Consider the following 18,345-nt stretch of genomic DNA (forward strand, 5'->3'; position numbering starts at 1 on the left):
CTTCCTCCTACTCGGCGATCTGACGGTAGCCGCGCGGCGTCACCATCTTGCCGCGGACCACACGTGTGCGGTCGTTGCCAACGTAGACTGTCGTGAACATGTCGGCGTCGAGCGTCTTGAGGCCCTCCAGGGTCGTGAGACCGCTCTCTTGCCCCTCGCGGCCGATGTTGCGAACCCAGCCGCACACGCATGAGGCAGGCTTGCCGGCGTCGATGAGGATCTGCGCCGCGCGGGCGAGGTGGCCTGCGCGCTTCTTGCTGCGCGGGTTGTACAGCGCGAGGCAGAAGTCTGCCTGCGCCACGGCAACGAGCCGGCGCTCGATGAGCTCCCAGGGCGTGAGCAGGTCTGAGAGCGAGACGCATGCGAAGTCGTGCGAGAGGGCGGCGCCGAGTACGGCACTGCCGCTCTGCGCGGCGGTCACGCCGGCAACGACCTCGATGTCGACCTCGGGATACTCCTCAGCGAGCTCGAGCATGGGGCTCGCCATGCCGTAGACGCCCGCGTCACCTGAGCACACCATGCACACGCTCTGGCCCTCCTGAGCCCGGTCGAGTGCCATGCGGCAGCGCTCGACCTCGCGCATCATGGGCGTAGCCAGCGTGGGCTTGCCGGGAAACAGCGGCTCCACGAGGCGGATGTACTCGGTGTAGCCCACGATGAGTTCGCAAGCGTCGAGCGCCTCACGAGCCTCGAACGTCATGCCCTCGGCACCGCCGGCCCCGATGCCCACCACGCGTACCAGCTTCATAGTGTCCGTCCTCTCGTCAGTCAATCTCGTCAGTCAAGTTAGTGGGTGCATATCCCCCGCGGGCCCCTCCCGCCCCGAAGAACCGAGGGGAGGCGACCCCGGGAGCGCTAGTCGAAGGAATAGCACACGGGGCGCTGCGCGAGCGCGAAGGTGGTGCCCCCGCCGGCGCGCTTAGGCACCACGAGCCTGCCGCCGCCCACAAGCGCCGCACGCTCGCATACGTTATCGACGCCCGTGACGCTCGACACGAAGGTGCTCGCGGTAAACGATCCCGGCACCTGGCGCAGCCGCTCGGCAGGCCAGGTCTCAAGCGTCCAGCCACGGCGTGCGCAGAACTCCAGCAACCCCGGCTCGTGCGCCTTGAGGTCGATGGAGCCCATGGACACGACGGCGCGCTCGTCGAGCGTGCGCCCGTCAAGCTGCGCCGCACCGACCCAGCCGCGCTCGAGCGCGGCCTCGGGGATGTTCCTCCGGCAGCCGACGCCCACCGACACGCACCGCGGCACGAGGCGAAGCGCCCACTGGGGCGCCGCAGGCACCGCCCAGGGCGACACCACGACGTCAGCCTCGCGGGCGTCGTGCGTGAGCTCGACGCCCGTGGGCGGCGCGCCGTCAAGCCGCACGCCCTCGTCCGCCCACACGCGCACGGTGCCGCCTGCCAGGAGCTTGCCACTCACGGCCTTGATGGCGTGGGGGTTGGGGATGGAGAGGCCGGCCCGTGTGGCCCAGGTGTCGACGGCCCACAGGCCGCGGTTGTCGGTGGCGGTGGTGATCACGGGCGTGGCACCGGCGGCGGCCGCAACGAGGGTAGCCAGGCGGTTGGCCCCGCCGATGTGGCCCGAGAGCAAGGAGACCACCCAGTGGCCGCCCTCGTCCATAACGAGCACTGCCGGGTCGGAGGTCTTGGCATGCACGTGGGCGGCAATGGCGCGCACGGCGATCCCCGTCGAGCCGACGAACAGCAGGGCGTCGTCGGAGGAGAAGTGCGAGGCAGTCCAGGCGGAGAGCGACTCGTGCCCCTCGCCGTAGCACCCCGTGACGCTGTGGCACCAGGGCTCGTCGAGGTCTGCCGCGAGCGCGCCGCTCATGAGCGTCGCCATGACGTCGTTGACGAGGCGCTCGCCGGCCCGCGTGAACGCGATGCAGGCGATGCGCTTCGCTCGCGCGCTCACGGCCGCACCACGAGTGTGGTGAAGTACCCACCGCGCTCCGGGGCGTCATCGAGGCTCTCGGCAACGACCTCGCTCGGCATGCCGCAGTCCTGCACGAGACTCGTTCGCTCGTAGACCCCGGCACTGCGGAGCTCGTCGCGCAGGCGCGGCAGGCTTTTGCCGGCCTTCATGATCACCTTGGTGCCCGGCAGCGCCAGCGCCTCGGCGAGCTCGCCATAGCCCGAGGGGACGATGGTGAGCGGGCTCGTCATCGAGGGCGTGAGCGTGGTGTCGAGACGCGCCGCGATGGCGCAGAAGCTCGGCACGCCGCTCACCATGCTCACCGCGTAGCCCTCAGGCTCCAGCAGCTCCTTCATGTAGTTGAAGGTGGAGTAGATGGAGACGTCGCCGAGGTTGGGCATGGCAACGTTGTGACCGGCGTCAAGCTCGACGGCAATGGCGGCGGCCGCGCGCTCGTGGCTCGCGTGCAGCACGGCCGCATCGCGGCTCATCTCGAAGCGCAGCTCGAGCACGCGCTTGTCGCTGAGGTCCACGGCGCGCCGTGCGATGTCGAGGGCGCAGGTGCCCCCGCCCGAGGTCTGCGGCGCCACCAGCACGTCTGCCTCGCGCAGCACGCGCACGGCCTTGAGGGTGAGCAACTCCGGGTCGCCAGGTCCCACGCCCACGCCCCAAAACGTTCCCTTGGCGCCACCCTGCGGATCGGCGGGCGCAGCAGCTTCCGCGCGGCTCGCGAGCGGGGTCTCAACCATATCCATAGCGTATCCTTTCGCGAATGTGTGGAGCGGGCTGCCGGCGGCCTACTGTGCGGCCGCGGCAGGCGACGCGGGGTGCGTGGGGCCAACGGGCGGCAGGCCGGCCGAGGCGCGCATGGCGGCTATGAGCTCGTTGCAGCCGCGCGTGCGGCCGAACTCCCCGTAGCGTTTCGAGAACATGATCGCGCCCGTCTCGAAGGCGCCTGCGGCCCTGTGGTCGATGTGCTCGCCGATGGCGTCCATGAGCGAGCGGCATACGGCCTCGAGCAGGCCCTCGTCGGCCAGAATCCCCATGCAGGCATCGGTGGTGGCCGCCGACATGATCGCACGGCAGCAGGCCGTCGAGGCGCCGGCGATCGCCGCGTGCGCGCAGACGATCTCGCAGCGGCAGTCGGCCACGCGCGAATGCGTGTTCATGACGCCGCCGGCAACCTTGGCGAGTTTGCCGGAGTGCCCCACCACGAGCACACGCTGAAAGCCGTGGTTGGCCGCGGCGTCGAGCGCCTCGCCGAGGAAGTTGGAGAACGAGACTTCTGCGAGGCCGTCGAGCTCGGCGAGCTCGCGCACATGGTCGGCCCCGTAGTTGCCGGGAACGAGCACGAGGTCGCGTGCGCCCTCTGCGGCCTTCTGGCGGATCTCGAGCTCGATGCTGGCGACGAGCGCCCGCTCGCTCATGGGCCGCACGATGCCCGAGGTGCCCAGGATCGAGATGCCGCCCTCGACGCCCATGTGTGGGTTGAAGGTCTTTGCCCCCACCTCGGCGCCCGTGGGGGCGTAGATGACGACGTCGATGCCCCCGTCGTAGCCGAGCTCGTCGCAGGCGCGCACCACCTCCTCGGCGATCATGCGCCGCGGCGTGGAGTTGATGGCTGCCGCACCCACGGGCTGGTCGAGGCCCGGCTTGCGCACGATGCCTATCCCCCGCCCGCCCTCGATGCGCACCCGAGGCTCGCCCTCCGCGCGCGCGGCGCGCCCGACGCGAGCGTAGACGAGCATCCCGTCGGTGGAGTCGGCGTCGTCTCCCCCGTCCTTGCGGATGGCCGCACGGGCGGCCGAGCCGCCCTCGGCAACGTCCGCGTCAAGCACGTCGGCGTCGACGCGAAGCCCGCTCGGGGTCACGAGGCCCACACGCGCAGGAACGGAGCCGCTCAGCAGGCCCCGCGTTGCCGCCTGCGCGGCCATGGCCGCGCAGCTGCCCGTCGTGTAGCCGCAGCGCAGGCGCTTCGTGCCGTTGAAGATGTAGTGGCTGCCGGCGGCGTCTGCCTGCGAGGTCCCGGCCGCATGCGTCTCGGCGAGCGCGTCGTCGGCGGCAGACGGCGCGGGGCCCAGGGGCCTCGGCGCCCCGGCCACCGACCCCGGCTCGTCACTAGGCCGCATGGCGCACCCCTCGCCTGAGCTCGCGCGGCGCGGCAACCGTGAGCTGCTCGGCGTCACGGGCATGCTCGGCGTACATGGCGCGTATGTCGGGGAGCTGGCCCAGGCCCTCGAGGTTGCAGGTCACCTCGTAGCCCGCGGCGCGCAGGCGGCTCGCCCACGAGTCCTCGCCGTCTCCGGCCATGTCGTTCTTCGAGTGGTCGCCGGCGACGAGCATCAGGGGCGCAAGCGTCACGCGGGAGTAGTCGCGCTCGCGCAGAAGGCCCATGACGCAGTCGAGGTCGGGCTGCGCCTCGACGGTGCCCACGTAGAGGTCGGTGCGGCCCAGCAGCATGGCGTGGAAGTTCATGGCCGCGTACACCACGTTGGAGAAGCGGTCGGTGCCATGTCCCATGAGCACGACGGCACGCCCTTGTTCGGTCTGGTAGTGCCCGGCCATCACGCGCATCACGCGCTCGGCGGCGGCGGTGCCCGACAGCAGGGGCTCGCCCACGCAGACGCGGTCGAACAGGGCCGCGCAATCGACGACCTGGCTGCGCAGCTTGTCGAACTCCTCGCCGGGCATGAGGTGGCCCGGCTGCACAGTCACGTCGTCCACGCCGGCGGCGGCCATACGCACGAGTGCCTGCCGCACGTCGGGGACGTCCTGGCCGCGCCCGCGCAGCACGCGGCGTATGATCGAGCTCGTGTAGGCCTGGCCGAGCAGGGCGTCAGGCTCGGCCTCTAAGAGCGCGTTGGCCACCGCGTCCAGGCAGCTCGCCTGGGCGTCGGCGTGACTCGTGCCAAAGCTCGCAAACAGGATGCCGCGCATGGTCTCCTCCTAGTTGTCGTCGTCCGCCACGCCCGCGTCCCCGGGGGCCTCGCCCTGCGCCGGAGCAGCGTGGCTCGCCTTGCGGAACAGGGTGGTGAAGGTGGGGTCGTACAGCCTGCTGCGGTCGTGGGGCCCCGCGAGCACGCCGCCCACCACCACGAGCGCCGTGAGACGGATGCCGTTGTCGGCGCCGGTCTGGGCGAGCGTGCCCACGGTGCAGCGTAGCACCCGCTCGTCGGGCCAGGTGGCCTTGTAGACGATGGCCGCCGGCGTGCCGGGCGTGTATGCCCCGCCCGCCAAAAGCTCTGCCTGGAGCTTGTCGAGCATACTCGCCGAGAGGAAGACGACCATCGTGGCGCCGTGGGCCGCGAGGTCGCGCGTGGCCTCACCGGCGGGCTTGGGCGTGCGGCCCTCGAGGCGCGTGAGGATGACGCTCTGGCTCACGCCCGGGAGCGTGAACTCGGCGCGCAGCGCCGCTGCCGCCCCGCAGAAGCTCGAGACGCCCGGGCACACGTCATAGGAGATGCCAAGGCGGTCGAGCTCGTCCATCTGCTCGCGGTGGGCGCCGTAGATCGAGGGGTCGCCCGTGTGAAGACGCACCACCTCCTTGCCCTCGGCATCAGCCGCCGCCATGACCTCGATGACCTGCTCGAGCGTCATGCGCGCGCTGTCATGGATGGCGCAGGAGGGCTTGCAGGCCTCGAGCAGCTGTGGGTTCACGAGGCTTCCGGCCCAGATCACGACGTCGGCCTCGGAGAGCAGGTGCTGTCCGCGCACGGTAATGAGGTCGGGGGCGCCAGAGCCGGCGCCAACGAAGTGGATCATGCGTTCCTCGCTTCCTCGCCCGCCGCATGCGGGCGCTCGGTCATGCTGTGATGTTTCCCCACCCGGCGGCTGTCTGTATACTGGGCGGCATGAAACTCTTCCCCTTTACATGCCTGCGACCAACCGCCGTCTCCGCGCCAGCGCTCATGACGCTGCCCTACGAGGACCTCGCGCTCGCGCCGGCCGCAGAGCACGAGCGGCACGAGGCGGGCATCGATTGGCCACACGGCTCGGGCGCCGGCGAGCGGCGCGAGCTCGCGCGCCGCCTCGCGAATGGCGAGCTCGTGGCCGACGAGCGCCCCTGCCTGTACGTCTATCGCATCGACGCGGCCGAGGGAGGCGCCCTCACCGGGGTCGTCGGGTGCTGCGACGTCAACGAGTACCTGGGCGGCGTCATACGCCGCCACGAGCAGACGCGCACCGCGGTGGAGCAGACGCGCGCGGCGCACATCGAGGCCCTGGGCGCGCAGACCGGGCCGGTGCTGCTCGCCCACCGCCCCAGCGCCCACGTGGGCGCCGCGGTGGGCCGCGTGATTGCCCAGGGTGCGCCAGAGCTCGACCTCACCGATGCCCTCGGAGCGCGCAACCGTGTCTGGCGTCTCGAGGAGCCGAGCGACCAGGCGCCGGTGCTGCGGGCGTTTGCGCACGTCGCCCGTGCCTACATCGCCGACGGCCACCACCGCATGGCAGCAAGCGCCTCCGTCGCCCGCGCGCGCCGCGCACGAGGCGAGGCCGGCGGCGCGGGGGCGTTCCTCGCGGCGCTGTTCGACGCGCACGACTTCACGCTGCTCTCCTGCAACCGCATCGTGCGCGGCGCAGCCGACGGCCTCGTAGGCAAGCTCCGCGCGGCGAGGCTCGGCGTCACGGAACTCCCCGGCAGGCCTGCCACACAGCGCAGGGGCCATGCGAGCGTCCTGTGCGAGGGCGCGTGGTTTGACGTGTGCCTTGGGCCCGCGCCGGCAGGAGGCGCGCTCGCCGCGCTGGACGCCACGCTCCTCCAAGACCGCGTCCTCAAGCCCGTCCTCGGCGTGGACGACCCGCGCCGCGACGCGCGCATGGCGTTCGTGGGAGGCATCTTTGGCCTCACAGGCCTCGAGCGGGCCTGCGGCACGCATGACGTTGCCTTTGCGCTGCGACCCCCCAACATCGACGAGGTGCTCTGCGTGTCCGACGCGGGCCTCGTCATGCCGCCCAAGTCCACCTGGTTCGAGCCCAAGCCCAGAGGGGGCCTGTTCGCCCGCCTCATATAGCCACCTGCGCGAACCCATGGGGCTTCCTAGGGCCTCTCGGGGGTCACGGGTCCACGCAGCTCGCGCCAGCGCGCAACCACAGCCTCAATGAGGCTGTCGATCGTGGCCCGCGCCGACACCTCGCATGAGAACCCATGGGCGCGCGCCGCGGCGGCGCACATGGGACCTATGCAGACGGCGGGAAGCACCGCCGCATCGAGCTCGGGGAACGCCTTGGTGAAACCGTCGGCGGTGCTCGCGCTTGTGAAGGTCACGAGCGAGGCCTCGCCTGCCTCGATACGAGCGCGTTCGTGCTCGTCAACGGCGTCGCCGACGAGCACCGTCTCATAACAGGCAACGTCGTCGACAACAAGACCAGCCTGGACAAGTCCCTCGGATAGCTCGGGAGAGCCGATGGCGGAGCGGAACAGCAAGACTCGTTCGCCGGCCCTGCTGCGCGCCGCGATGTCGACGGCGAGGTGCGCCCCGTCGAAGACGTCGGGCACGAGGTCGGGCTCGATCTGGTGGCGCCTGAGCTCGTCGGCCGTGGCGGATCCGATGGCGGCAACGCCCACACCGGCGAGCCAGCGAGCGTCCCGGCCGGCGCAGCGCAGCGCGTCGAAGAGGCACCGCACGCCCACCGTGCTCGTGAGGACCACCCAAGCATGCTCACGCAGGCCCTCGATGGCGCCCACAAGCGTCTCGCTCGGCACGGGCCGCGTCTCGATGCAGGGAGCCTCGATGACGTCGGCACCCAGCTCGCGCAAGCGCCTCGTAAGCGTTCCCAAGCGATCGGCCGGCCTCGTCACGGCCACGGTGAGGCCGCGCAACGGAAGCTTGTCATACCAGTCGAGGGTCTCGGCGAACGCACAGACCTCGCCCACCACGAGGATGGCCGGACTCGTAACGCCGGCGTCGCGGGAGGCGTCGGCAACGGTGGCAAGGGTGGCGTCGACGCGGCGCTGGCGCGCCGTCGTGCCGCGCTCGACCATGGCCGCCGGCGTCGAGGGGTCCATGCCCGCGGCGAGCAGGCCGCGGGCGATCTCGGGCGTGGTCGAGACGGCCATCATGAACACGAGCGTGCCGCCAACGCGCGCGAGCGCGTCAAAGTCCATGCCAAGCTCGCCGTTCTCGCGCCGGTGCCCCGTCACGAGGTGGACCGAGGCGGCGCAGGTTCGGTCGGTTGCCGGGATGCCCGCGTATGACAGCGCGGAAACGGCGCTCGTGACGCCCGGGACCACCTCGAAGGGCACGCCGGCGGCGGCGAGCTCGCGCGCTTCCTCGCCCCCGCGACCGAAGATGTAGGGGTCCCCGCCCTTGAGACGCACGACGCGCCTGCCCGCCAGCCCCTCGCGCACGAGGATCTGGTTGATCTCGTGCTGGGGAACGGGGTGGCAGGCGACCCGCTTGCCAACGTAGATGCGCTTCGCCTGCGGGCACAGGCCCAGCAGCTCGTCGTTGATGAGGCGGTCGTAGACCACCACGTCGCAGCGGCCTAGCAGCTCGGCCGCGCGGCGTGTGAGCAGTCCGAGGTCGCCGGGGCCCGCACCCACGAGCGCGACCATGCCCAGCGTTCTCTCAGCAAGCCTAGCCTCTGTTGGCATCGCTTCTCACCTCCACAGCGAGCGCCGCAGCGGCGCTCTCGATGTCGTCGGCACCCAGCTCCCGCGCGCCGTAGGCGACGGAGGTCGCGTCATCGCTCGCATACATCCCCGTGAGGGCTACGCCCCCGGTCGACGCGTCGTAGGTGGCATAGGCGGCGCAGGGCTTGGTGCAGCCGCCGTCAAGCGCCCGCACGAAGGCGCGTTCTGCCAGGGCGCAGGCGCGCGACGAGAGGCAGTCGAAGGGCTGCGCCCACGAGACGTCAGAGCAAGCACGAGCCTGCGCGACGATGATGCCCTGGCCTGCCGCGGGCAGCATCTCGCTCACGGAGAGGCAGCGGGCGATGCGCTCGGCAAGGCCGAGGCGCTCGAGGCCCGCAGCGGCGAGCAACAGGGCGCTGTACTCTCCAGCGTCAAGTTTGGCGAGGCGCGTGTTGACGTTGCCGCGCACGCTCTCCACCCGCACGCCGCCAAACACGCCGGCAAGCTGCACCTGGCGCCGCTGGCTCGAGCAGCCCACGGGAGCCTCGCTCTCGCGCAGGTATGCCTCGAGGTCGAAGCCAGGTGCCGTGGCGTCGACGCCAGCCGGGAGCACCACGGCGTCGCGTGGGTCCTCGCGAGCGGAGAAGGCAACGAGCGGCAGCTCGGAGGGTGTATCCATGGGGAGGTCCTTGCAGCTGTGAACCGTCACGTCGACCTCGCCGGCGGCCAGGGCACGGTCGAGCTCGCGGACGAAGAGGCCCTTGCCGCCCACCTCGGTGAGTGGTCGGTCGAGGATGCGGTCGCCCGTCGTGGTGATGGGCACGAGCCGACACGTGATGCTCGGGTCGGCCGTGACGACCGAGCGCGCAAACAGCTGAGCCTGGGCGAGCGCGAGGGTGCTCGCCCGGGTTCCGATGCGTAGGGTCGTCACCGCTCGCCCACCCCCTCGGCCGGTGCGGCGGACACGGCGCAGGCGCGTGGCATGCGAATCTTAGTCGCGCTCACGAAGTCCTCCAAATACCTCACGTGCAGCGTTGATCGTCGCGTCGATGTCGGCGTCGGTGTGGGCGGCGCTGACGAACAAGGCTTCGAACTGCGAGGGGGCAAGGTAGACGCCGCGGTCGAGCATGCCCGCAAAGTAGGCGGAGAAGGCGTCCGTGTCGCAGGCAAGAGCGTCGGCGTAGCAGCGCACGGGCTCTCCCGCGCTGAAGTACACGCAGGCCAGCGAGCCCACGCCCTGCACGACGGCGGCGCGCGCGCATGCCTGGGCAAGCCCCTGCGTCAGCCGCGCGGCGCGCTCGTCGAGCCGGTCGTAGAAGCCGGCGTCGGAGGAGATGATCTCGAGCTGCGCGGCGCCCGCAGCCATGGCCACGGGGTTGCCCGAGAGGGTGCCGGCCTGGTAGACCGGGCCGGCCGGCGCCACGAGCTCCATGAGCTTGCGCGAGCCGCCGTAGGCACCCACGGGCATACCGGCGCCGATGACCTTGCCGTAGGTCACCAGGTCGGCATGCACGCCGAAGCGCTCCTGGGCGCCGCCCGCAGCCAGGCGGAACCCCGTGATGACCTCGTCGAAGATGAGCAGCGCGCCAGACGCGTCGCACAGCTTGCGCAGGCCCTCGAGAAAGCCCGCCTCGGGCGGTACGACACCCATGTTCGCGGCCACGGGCTCGACGATGACGCAGGCCACCTCGCCGGTGTTCTCGGCAAGCAGGCGCTCGACGCTCTCGAGGTCGTTATAGGTGGCGAGCAGGGTGTCGGCCGTCACGGCCGCGGGCACGCCCGGCGAGTTGGGCACGCCACCGGTGAGGGCGCCCGAGCCGGCCTTGACGAGCATGCTGTCGACGTGGCCGTGGTAGCAGCCCTCGAACTTGATGACCTTGTCCCTGCGCGTCGCCGCGCGCGCGAGGCGCAGGGCGCTCATGACGGCCTCGGTGCCGGAGTTCACGAAGCGCACCATCTCCAGGCCCGGCACCATGCGGCACATGAGCCTGGCGAGGTCAGCCTCACCAGCCACGGACGCCCCGAAGGACAGTCCGCGCGAGGCGGCCGAGATCACGGCCTCGCGAATCGCGGGGTGGTTGTGCCCCAGGATGAGCGGGCCCCACGAGTCGACGTAGTCCACGTAGTCGTTGCCGTCGACGTCGATGATGTGCGACCCCTCGCCACGAGCGATGAACGGCGGCTCAAGACCCACGCTTTGGTAGGCGCGAACCGGGCTGTCGACGCCCCCGGGAAGCACCTGGCGAGCCTCGGCGAACAGGCGATGCGATGTCTCGTAGGTGAGGCTCATTATCCGATCCTTCCCTCGGCGATGGCGCCAGCGATGCGCTTGGCGTAGTAGGTGATGAGGATGTCAGCGCCGGCGCGGAAGATCGACACGGCGCTCTCGGAGACGATTGTGTCCTCGTCCACGAGGCCGGCCACGGCAGCGGCCTTCACCATCGCGTACTCGCCGCTCACCGAGTAGGCGGCAAGCGGCAGGTCGGTGGCCTCCTTGACGCGGCTGATGACGTCGAGGTAGGCAAGCGCGGGCTTGACCATGAGGATGTCGGCGCCCTGCTCGGCGTCGATGAGGCTCTCCTTGACGGCCTCGCGCACGTTGTGCGGGTCCATCTGGTAGCCCTTGCGATCGCCGTGCGCCGGCGCGGAGTCCGCGGCGCCTCGGAAGGGACCGTAGAAGGCCGAGGCGTACTTGGCCGAGTAGCTCATGATCGGGGCCTGGTCGTAGCCCGCCTCGTCAAGAGCGGAGCGAATGGCCGCCACCTGGTCGTCCATCATGGCCGAGGGAGCCACCATGTCGGCGCCGGCCGCCACCTGGGAGACGGCGGTCTGTGCAAGCAGCGGCAGAGTCTGGTCGTTGTCGGGGGCATCCCCCACGAGCACGCCGCAGTGGCCGTGGCTCGTGTACTCGCACAGGCACACGTCGCCGATGAGCATGACCTCGGGATAGCGCTCGCGGATGGCGCGCAGGCCCTGCTGCACGACACCGTTCTCGTCGTAGGCGCCGCGGCCGAGGGGATCCTTGTGGGCCGGCAGGCCAAAGAGGATGAACTTGTCGACGCCGGCCGCCAGGTGCTCCTCGACGGCCTCGCACACGCGGTCGGGCGAGTAGTGGTACTGGCCCGGGAGCGTGGTGATCTCGCTCTTGACGTTGGTGTCCTCCACGACGAAGAGCGGGTAGATGAGGCTCGCGCTCGACAGGCGCGTCTCGCGCGTCAGGGCGCGAAGGGCGGGGGTACGGCGTAGGCGGCGCGGGCGAATGGGCTCTATCACAAAATCCTTCTTTCAGCCGAGGGGTCCTGGGATGTCGCGGGCCCCGGGTGGACGGGACGACTGGTGCCTCAGGCTGAGATGGCCTGGGCCTGCCCAAGGCGGCGGGCACGCTCGCTGCACCAGGTCTCGAAGTCTGTCAGATGCTCCTTGATGAGGTCATGGGCGGCATTGCGCGCGGAGGCGTTAAGGTCGGCCTCGGAGCCGTCGCGCATGTCGTCGAGGTTGAACAGGCGCACGCCCTCCACCTCGCCGCAGGCGAGCTCGATGTCCCTGGGCATGGCGAGGTCAACGAGGGCACGGGGGCGCGTCGCGAGCGCCTCGAACGCCGCGCGCGACACAGTGATGTGCTGGCTTCTGGTGGCGCTCACAACAAGGTCGCAGCCCTCCATGAACGACATGCGGTCGTCGTAGGAGATGGTCTTGCAGCCGCGGGGAACCAGGGTGATGCCATGGCGGTAGGTGCGCAGGGTGATCGCGGTGTCGGCACCGCGCGCCACGAGCAGCTCGGCGGCAAGCCGTCCCATCTCGCCGTTGCCAATCACGAGCGCGCGCAGGCCGCGCAGGCCCGAGAGCTCGCGCTCGGCGAGGTCGATGGCGGTGCGGGCGCACGATGTGCCCTCCTGGTGGAACTGCACCTGCGTTCGTACGGCCTTGCCGCAGGTCACGGCGAGGCGGAAGAGGGTCTCGAGCTCGGGCGTTATGCAGCCGGCCTCGCGCGCCGCCGTCTGGGCGCGGCGCACCTGAGAGATGATCTGGTCCTCCCCCAGCACCTGGGAGCGCAGGCCGCAGGAGATGGTCATGAGCCGCCTGCAGGCCTCGGCGCCTGCGAGGGCGAACAGCTTGGGCACCATCGGCCGCTGCGTCTCGCCGTGGAGCGAGAGGGCCAGGTCGCGCACGGCGGTAGTGGCCCTGACGAGAAATGCTTCGTCGGTGAAGTCCTGACCTGCAGGCATGTCGAAGTAGGTCTCGAACCGGTTGCACGTCTTGAGCAGCACGCATCCGCGCGCGCCGAGACGAGCGATGGCCGCCTCCATGAAGGTAGTCTCGGCCGACTTGGGGATGGCGAACAGCTCGCGCACCTCCATGGAGGCCGACTCCCAGTCGATGCCAACAGCCACAACCACCGCACTACCTCGCTTTCTCGGACCCTTGGCCCGCCAGACGACCTAGAGTCAAGACAAGACCGAGGCGCGGCACCAGACGCGCCGACACCTCGGGCTACTAGGTTCACAATCTTCGAAAACTATATTCTACCGGGTACCAGAGCACGATATTCCCCCGAGAGGGCGACATATTATTACCCGCACACGTCTCATTTTGACGGATTAACGCAAAAGCAGTCACAATCGGCCGGCGCATTGGGCGCAATGCGACGGCCGGCCGTGGCTGCTCTGGTGCGGGCGCCGCCGGGCACGCACGGCCCGGCGGCGGTGATCGCCTAGATGATGTACGGAGTCGTGGTGCTCTCGAGCGGCTCGGAGGGCTCCATGGCGCCCAGCACCTGCCTGCCGACCTCGCGGGCGGCGACGATGGCCTGCTTGACGGCGCCCGAGTCGCCGGAGAAGGTCGTGATGACCTCGTTGGAGAAGCTCGTGCCGTGGGCGGGGCTGGAGACCGAGACCACGTCGACCGTGGCCGCCTTGACGGCGGTGTCGCCGAGCAGCACGCCGATGGCCGCCGGGGCGCCCACCGTGATGCCGAAGGCCTTGCCCTCCGGGGCGCCGAAGGCCTTGGCCAGGGCGTGGGAGGCGCGGGCGGTGTACTGGAACTCCAGGTGGCCGGCGGAGTTGCCGTAGACATCGCCCATGGTGCGCTCGACGTCGGCCAGCGTCACCTCGACGGCGCGGCGGGCGTCGGAGACGTCCTCGGCGCCGAAGACGATGAGCGAGCCGTGGCCGGCGCCGCCCTCGGTGTCGCGGGGCAGCTCGATCTTGAGCACCTCGACGTTGGTGGCCTTGACGGCCTCGTCGGCCGCGAAGATCTGCGGGCCGGCGCCGGTGCGGTCGCCGACGATGCCGATGGAGCGGTACTTCGGGTCCAGGCCGAACTTCTCGTGGACCTGGCGGTCGACGTTGGCGATCACGAGGCCGATGGTGTGGCCGATGGCGGTGCCCACGAACTCGGTGAGGTTGCAGGCGCCGGCCGGCTTCGGGGCGCCCTTGGCGACCGTGGAGCTGCTGGCGGTGTTGGGGGCGGCGGAGCCAAGCTGCTTGGCGACCTCGGCCATGACCTTGTTTACAAGCTCTTCGTTCATTGCATTCCCTTCTTAAGAAAGGCGATAAGCCATGTGCTAGGCCTGGACCTCAGGGTGCGGAAGGATCTTCTCGACGTCAGTGTGCGGGCGCGGGATGACGTGCGTCGACACGACCTGACCAACCTTCTCGGCCGAGGCCGAGCCGGCGTCGACGGCAGCCTTGACCGCGCCCACGTCGCCGCGGACCATGACGGTCACCAGGCCGCTGCCGATCTTCTCGTAGCCGACCAGCGAGACGTTGGCGGACTTGACCATGGAATCGGCGGCCTCGATGGCGCCGACGAGACCCTTGGTCTCGACCATGCCCAGAGCTTCACTCTGCATATAGAACCTCCTTGTGACATGCACCAATACCTACCCGCGCCCTCCGTCGCTCTCGCGTCCCCAAGGCACAGGTCCCTTCACCAATAAGTTTGCATCTGTAACCACTTGGAAAATTTGTCGCCACAGGGCAACTTCTGGCGCATAAGAGTGTCATTTTGTGCCATGAAAGTACCCCTTGTCATCCCGCTCCCTCGAAAGGGCAAGGGGAGACGGTATAAAACCCACGGCTCCAGGGGTTGACGGGGCACAGGCGCCAGCAGATGGCGTATGACCGACACGTGGTCTCCAGTGGATAAGGTATGGCATCCGGTAGATGGCGGGCGGCTGCCGTCAGACGGCACGTGGTCGTCGACGGACGCCGCGAGCGGGCGCCAATGCAAAAAACCCGTGGCTATGCGGGCGAACGCATGGCCACGGGCAAAGGGCCCTGAATAGCAGAGAAACACGCAAGGACCGTCTAGGTCGTGAGGTACGATAGCAGGAGAGGGACTATCGGACCAACAGCTTCTCGAGCAAAGCAGAAGCCTGATTCTCGTTTACATCACGAGGATTGGTAGCCGTGGTGGGGTCTGCCACGGCAAGCTTCGCCAACTCGGGAAGCTGTGCCTTTGCCTCGGCAACGTCGACACCGCACTGCTTAAGGGTCGCAGGCTCGCCAACGGAACGACACAGCCTGTCCACCTCGCGGGCAAGGCTACTCGCGCCCAGACGGACGGTTGCCGCGCTAAACCCAAGAATCTTCGCAAGGTGGGCATATTTGATGGCCGCACGGCTGTACTGCCCATTGCGTGCGCCCTCAAGATCGGCATTGAACGCAATAACATGGGGCAGAAGCAGTTGACAGCAGCGACCGTGAGGCAGATGGAAGCGAGCGCCAATGGCGTGGGCGGCGCCGTGGTTGACGCCGAGGCCCGCGCGGTTGAACGCAAGGCCCGCCAGGCAGGCGGCGTTGCTCATCTTCTCGCGCGCCTCGAGGTCGCTGCCGTCCTTGTGGCAGCGCGGGAGGTACTCGAAGATGAGCTGGGCGGCCTTCTCGGCCCAAGCGTCAGTGAAGTCGCTCGCGTCGGTCGAGACGTAGGCCTCGATGGCGTGCGTAAGCGCGTCGAGCCCCGTGTCGGCGGTGATCGCCGGCGGGACCGACTCGGTGAGTTCGGGGTCGAGGATGGCCTCGGTGGCCGCGAGGTCGGGGTTGGCCAGCGGGTACTTGACGCCCTGGGCAGGGTTGGTGATGACCGCGTAGTCGGTCACCTCAGAGCCCGTGCCGCTCGTGGTGGGAATAGCGATGAGGGGCAGCTGCTCCGCGGCGCCGGAGGCATCGCGGTAGATGGCGCGGATGGCCTTCGCGGCGTCGATCGACGAGCCGCCACCAAGCGCAACGATAACCTCGGCGTCGAGCTCCTCGAGCGCCTTGACGCCCTGGGCGACAACGTCGATGGGAGGCTCGGGCACAACCTTGTCATAAACCTTGGTGGTGCAGTTGGTGAGGTGGGACGCAACCTTGTCCGCCGTTCCAGAGCTCGCCATGAAGCCGTCCGTGACGATGAGCACCCGCTTGTCACTGATATCGGCAAGCCTGCCGAGCGCACCCGAACCAAAGTAGACGCTCGTCTTGACGCTGCAATCCTGCATTCTGTCCCCTCTCGAGCCTGGCTGCGTCGCAGCCGATGTCTAATCCAAGGACAATCTCTTGTGCGTGCCGTTCTGCTCTCGATACTCGCTCGGCGTGATGCCCAGGTGCTTCTTGAACACCTTGCTGAAGTAGTTGGCCCCGTTGTAGGAGAGCTCGCGCGCAATGACCGTGACCGAGGCGTCGCTCTCGCTCAGCATGAGCTTTGCGTACTCGAGCTTGTTCTCGGTCATATAGTTCACGAAGCTCACGCCGGTCTCACGCTTGAAGTACTTGCTGAAGTAGCTCGGAGACATGCTCGCGTAGCGTGCAGCCTCCACAAGCGTGAAGTCGACATGGACGCTGCGGTCGAGCTTCGTGACGATCCGCTGCATCGGGCTCACGCCCGAAAGCCCCTCCTTCTCCACAAGGTCGAACAACCTGCCGATGAGTTTCTCGAACACCGCGTACGCATCGTAGCGATATCCCATCTGTACCTGCTCGAAGCGGAAGGTCGCGCGCCCGAGGTAGGTCTTTGCGTCGTAGGCGCACGTAGGCCCATATTCACCCGCGAGTCCCACGACACCTGCCGCGAAGGCAAGCATGCTATCCGCTATTTCTTGAGCATTCTCCAAGCTGTCGTAGAGCGAATCAACGTACTCTCTTGTGGCTTGAAAGCACTTTTTGTACTTATACGCTCGCAAATTTTCGCCTATCCAGCGAACGCTGCGCTCGCGGCGCCAGTCCATGCGCGACTCCTGGATGTCGCTGCCGGGCTTGGAGAGGATGACGTGCACGGCCGCGACGAGCCAGTCGGGCCGGTAGGGCTTGAGCAGGTAGTCGGTGGCGCCCAGGCGCCAAACGCTGCTCGAGACCTCCTTGTTGGCGGCCGCTGAGGTGACGAGCACCGCCATGCCAGGGCAGAGCTTGAGGCACTTCGAGAGGAACGTGCAGTACGCATAGGTGAAGCAGGGCACATCGGCAACGAGCAGATCGGCCCCGTTGAGCTTGAGACGTGCGTAGGCATGGTCGAAGGTGTCCGCACACGCGGGCGCGTTGTCTTCAAGCGACGGCGTCAGGGTGTTCTTCATCAAGCGAAGCTCGCGCGGGTTCTCGGCAAACAGCAGGACGCTACTCATCGAAGCCACCTCACTCCCCGCTCGAAAGCGGCAACTTGAAGCTCACGACACACCCGCGCTCATCGTCATTGGCGCTCGGAGAGACGACGAAGCCTGAGGCCCCGAGCCCGAGGTCACGCAGGTGCCGGTCGGCGTCGACGAGCGTGAAACTGAGGTTGAGACCCTCGAGCCTGCCGTCGATGGCCTGGCGCATGGCTGAGACGCCCATGCGGTTCTGGGCGACGCGCACCTCGACGCACTTGTCGCCCTCGGTGCAGTCAACGAGCACGATACAAGGGTTCTCGGCCGTGGCGTCCCAAGGGTCGTCGAGGGCGGTTAGGATGATGGGGCGCAAGACCATGAAGGGGCACGGCACGAGCGACAGGCGCTCGGGAGAGCGCACGGCATAGTCAATGGGGGTCGGCAGGCGCGTCGACAGCAGGTGCAACAGCATCTTGACGTGCGCCGTCTCCTCCCCCAGCGTCACGAGCGAGCACTCGGTCTCGAGCACGTAGCGCGAGGCGTCGACGAAGTCGAGCAGCAAGGAGTCGGTGGACGCGGCCTGCTCCTCGATGGCCATGGCGTGCAGCTCGCTTAGAACGGGGAAGAAGCAGCGGAAGACCTCCTCGAGCCTCCGTGCGCCCTCGACCCTGCTGCGCAGCCTCCGCTGGGCGTCGCCAAGCTGGGCATGGAGGCTCATAAGCTCCTGGTCCTTGTCGCGCACGACCTCGTCGAGCTCGGCCGCGGTCTTCGCGAGCTCACCGCCGACGATGGAGGAGATGATGTTGCGCACGGTCTCGGCGATGGCAACGAGCCGGTCGAACTCGATGGGCTGAATCTGGTCCCTGGCCGCGAGCAGCTCGACGGAGCTGTAGACCTCGCGGTCCTCCGGGACGACGCTCTGAATGCCGCCGTCGGGTTCATCGATGACCTTGACCTGGCCGGCAAGCACCGCGCCGAGATAGGTGTCGCCCGCCACGATGGGCACCGCGAAGTCGACGAGCCCTGCGTGGCAGCGATAGATGCAGGGCTCCGACGACATCGCAGAGCGAATGCCGCCGAAGGCGTCGCAGCGCTCGCACATGGCACAGAACTCGGGGTTGCTGCGTCCTATGCGGCAGTGCTCGGTAAAGCCGCTCCTGCGCGTGATAGGCGTGCCGTGATAGTCAACGGCAACCAGGGCGACGCCAAAAGCCTTGGAACAGGCGTCCATAACCTTCTGGAGATGTTCAGTATCGACGTAGTCGGTGATGCCCCCGGCTTTCGTCCCGGCCAT

17 protein-coding genes are annotated in these 18,345 nt (G+C 68.7%); 1 reads left to right on the forward strand and 16 read right to left on the reverse strand.

Annotated features, from left to right (window positions below):
- Positions 1 to 7: 7 nt before the first annotated feature.
- The 6 genes from cobJ to cobM form a co-directional block, all read right to left on the reverse strand.
- Positions 8 to 748 carry a precorrin-3B C(17)-methyltransferase gene (gene cobJ, locus EFAMC2_RS04405; protein WP_154027461.1) on the reverse strand — a complete coding sequence of 247 codons (741 nt, stop codon included), beginning with the start codon at positions 746 to 748 and terminating at the stop codon, positions 8 to 10.
- Positions 749 to 855: 107 nt separating this feature from the next.
- Complete coding sequence (locus EFAMC2_RS04410; protein WP_154027463.1) at positions 856 to 1,920, reverse strand: cobalt-precorrin 5A hydrolase; 1,065 nt, start codon at positions 1,918 to 1,920, stop codon at positions 856 to 858.
- Entirely contained in the window at positions 1,917 to 2,675 is a 759-nt protein-coding gene (gene cobI / locus EFAMC2_RS04415; protein WP_222838518.1) for a precorrin-2 C(20)-methyltransferase, read from the reverse strand. Before cobI ends, EFAMC2_RS04410 begins: the two co-directional genes overlap by 4 nt.
- Before the next feature lie 42 nt (positions 2,676 to 2,717).
- A complete protein-coding gene (gene cbiD, locus EFAMC2_RS04420; protein WP_154027465.1) occupies positions 2,718 to 4,049 on the reverse strand; it encodes a cobalt-precorrin-5B (C(1))-methyltransferase CbiD in 1,332 nt (443 codons plus the stop codon).
- Positions 4,039 to 4,857, reverse strand: coding sequence for a sirohydrochlorin cobaltochelatase (locus EFAMC2_RS04425; protein WP_154027467.1), 819 nt, complete (start codon positions 4,855 to 4,857; stop codon positions 4,039 to 4,041). Before EFAMC2_RS04425 ends, cbiD begins: the two co-directional genes overlap by 11 nt.
- 9 nt (positions 4,858 to 4,866) lie before the next feature.
- Entirely contained in the window at positions 4,867 to 5,682 is an 816-nt protein-coding gene (gene cobM / locus EFAMC2_RS04430) for a precorrin-4 C(11)-methyltransferase (protein ID WP_154027469.1), read from the reverse strand.
- Between the two features lie 146 nt (positions 5,683 to 5,828).
- On the opposite strand from cobM, the gene EFAMC2_RS04435 reads away from it, so the two are divergent.
- Positions 5,829 to 6,932, forward strand: coding sequence for a DUF1015 family protein (locus tag EFAMC2_RS04435; RefSeq protein ID WP_187325146.1), 1,104 nt, complete (start codon positions 5,829 to 5,831; stop codon positions 6,930 to 6,932).
- 26 nt (positions 6,933 to 6,958) lie between these two features.
- On the opposite strand, the gene cobA is transcribed toward EFAMC2_RS04435, so the two are convergent.
- From cobA to EFAMC2_RS04485, 10 genes are all read right to left on the reverse strand, one after another.
- Positions 6,959 to 8,515: a uroporphyrinogen-III C-methyltransferase gene (gene cobA / locus EFAMC2_RS04440; protein ID WP_154027473.1), complete on the reverse strand. Its 1,557-nt coding sequence runs from the start codon at positions 8,513 to 8,515 to the stop codon at positions 6,959 to 6,961.
- Positions 8,499 to 9,425 (reverse strand): hydroxymethylbilane synthase, encoded by a 927-nt coding sequence (hemC, locus tag EFAMC2_RS04445; protein ID WP_154027475.1) that lies wholly within the window; start codon positions 9,423 to 9,425, stop codon positions 8,499 to 8,501. Before hemC ends, cobA begins: the two co-directional genes overlap by 17 nt.
- Before the next feature lie 60 nt (positions 9,426 to 9,485).
- The gene (gene hemL, locus EFAMC2_RS04450; RefSeq protein ID WP_154027477.1) at positions 9,486 to 10,784 is read right to left on the reverse strand and encodes a glutamate-1-semialdehyde 2,1-aminomutase; all 1,299 of its coding nucleotides are present in this window, start codon (positions 10,782 to 10,784) and stop codon (positions 9,486 to 9,488) included.
- Positions 10,784 to 11,767 (reverse strand): porphobilinogen synthase, encoded by a 984-nt coding sequence (gene hemB, locus EFAMC2_RS04455; RefSeq protein WP_222838519.1) that lies wholly within the window; start codon positions 11,765 to 11,767, stop codon positions 10,784 to 10,786. The genes hemL and hemB overlap by 1 nt, the downstream gene beginning before the upstream one ends.
- Before the next feature lie 68 nt (positions 11,768 to 11,835).
- Positions 11,836 to 12,891, reverse strand: coding sequence for a glutamyl-tRNA reductase (locus EFAMC2_RS04460; protein ID WP_154027479.1), 1,056 nt, complete (start codon positions 12,889 to 12,891; stop codon positions 11,836 to 11,838).
- A gap of 314 nt (positions 12,892 to 13,205) precedes the next feature.
- Complete coding sequence (pduB, locus tag EFAMC2_RS04465; protein ID WP_154027481.1) at positions 13,206 to 14,021, reverse strand: propanediol utilization microcompartment protein PduB; 816 nt, start codon at positions 14,019 to 14,021, stop codon at positions 13,206 to 13,208.
- A 36-nt stretch (positions 14,022 to 14,057) separates the two neighbouring features.
- On the reverse strand, positions 14,058 to 14,345 hold the full coding sequence (gene pduA / locus EFAMC2_RS04470) for a propanediol utilization microcompartment protein PduA (protein ID WP_154027483.1): 288 nt from the start codon (positions 14,343 to 14,345) through the stop codon (positions 14,058 to 14,060).
- 489 nt (positions 14,346 to 14,834) lie between these two features.
- A complete protein-coding gene (locus EFAMC2_RS04475; protein ID WP_154027485.1) occupies positions 14,835 to 15,974 on the reverse strand; it encodes a 1-propanol dehydrogenase PduQ in 1,140 nt (379 codons plus the stop codon).
- Between the two features lie 39 nt (positions 15,975 to 16,013).
- Positions 16,014 to 17,090, reverse strand: coding sequence for an AraC family transcriptional regulator (locus EFAMC2_RS04480; protein ID WP_154027487.1), 1,077 nt, complete (start codon positions 17,088 to 17,090; stop codon positions 16,014 to 16,016).
- 10 nt (positions 17,091 to 17,100) lie between these two features.
- Complete coding sequence (locus tag EFAMC2_RS04485; RefSeq protein WP_154027489.1) at positions 17,101 to 18,345, reverse strand: PocR ligand-binding domain-containing protein; 1,245 nt, start codon at positions 18,343 to 18,345, stop codon at positions 17,101 to 17,103.

This window comes from Olsenella uli, assembly GCF_901212655.1.
GTDB classification, from domain to species: domain Bacteria; phylum Actinomycetota; class Coriobacteriia; order Coriobacteriales; family Atopobiaceae; genus Parolsenella; species Parolsenella uli_A.

Excerpts from the sequence above, each read along its gene's own strand:
- cobJ (WP_154027461.1), bottom strand. The coding sequence starts at position 748 with ATGAAGCTGGTACGCGTGGTGGGCATCGGGGCCGGCGGTGCCGAGGGC.
- cobI (WP_222838518.1), bottom strand. The coding sequence starts at position 2,675 with ATGGATATGGTTGAGACCCCGCTCGCGAGCCGCGCGGAAGCTGCTGCG.
- cbiD (WP_154027465.1), bottom strand. The coding sequence starts at position 4,049 with ATGCGGCCTAGTGACGAGCCGGGGTCGGTGGCCGGGGCGCCGAGGCCC.
- EFAMC2_RS04425 (WP_154027467.1), bottom strand. The coding sequence starts at position 4,857 with ATGCGCGGCATCCTGTTTGCGAGCTTTGGCACGAGTCACGCCGACGCC.
- cobM (WP_154027469.1), bottom strand. The coding sequence starts at position 5,682 with ATGATCCACTTCGTTGGCGCCGGCTCTGGCGCCCCCGACCTCATTACC.
- EFAMC2_RS04435 (WP_187325146.1), top strand. The coding sequence starts at position 5,829 with ATGACGCTGCCCTACGAGGACCTCGCGCTCGCGCCGGCCGCAGAGCAC.
- cobA (WP_154027473.1), bottom strand. The coding sequence starts at position 8,515 with ATGCCAACAGAGGCTAGGCTTGCTGAGAGAACGCTGGGCATGGTCGCG.
- hemL (WP_154027477.1), bottom strand. The coding sequence starts at position 10,784 with ATGAGCCTCACCTACGAGACATCGCATCGCCTGTTCGCCGAGGCTCGC.
- pduB (WP_154027481.1), bottom strand. The coding sequence starts at position 14,021 with ATGAACGAAGAGCTTGTAAACAAGGTCATGGCCGAGGTCGCCAAGCAG.
- pduA (WP_154027483.1), bottom strand. The coding sequence starts at position 14,345 with ATGCAGAGTGAAGCTCTGGGCATGGTCGAGACCAAGGGTCTCGTCGGC.
- EFAMC2_RS04475 (WP_154027485.1), bottom strand. The coding sequence starts at position 15,974 with ATGCAGGATTGCAGCGTCAAGACGAGCGTCTACTTTGGTTCGGGTGCG.
- EFAMC2_RS04480 (WP_154027487.1), bottom strand. The coding sequence starts at position 17,090 with ATGAGTAGCGTCCTGCTGTTTGCCGAGAACCCGCGCGAGCTTCGCTTG.
- EFAMC2_RS04485 (WP_154027489.1), bottom strand. The coding sequence starts at position 18,345 with ATGGCCGGGACGAAAGCCGGGGGCATCACCGACTACGTCGATACTGAA.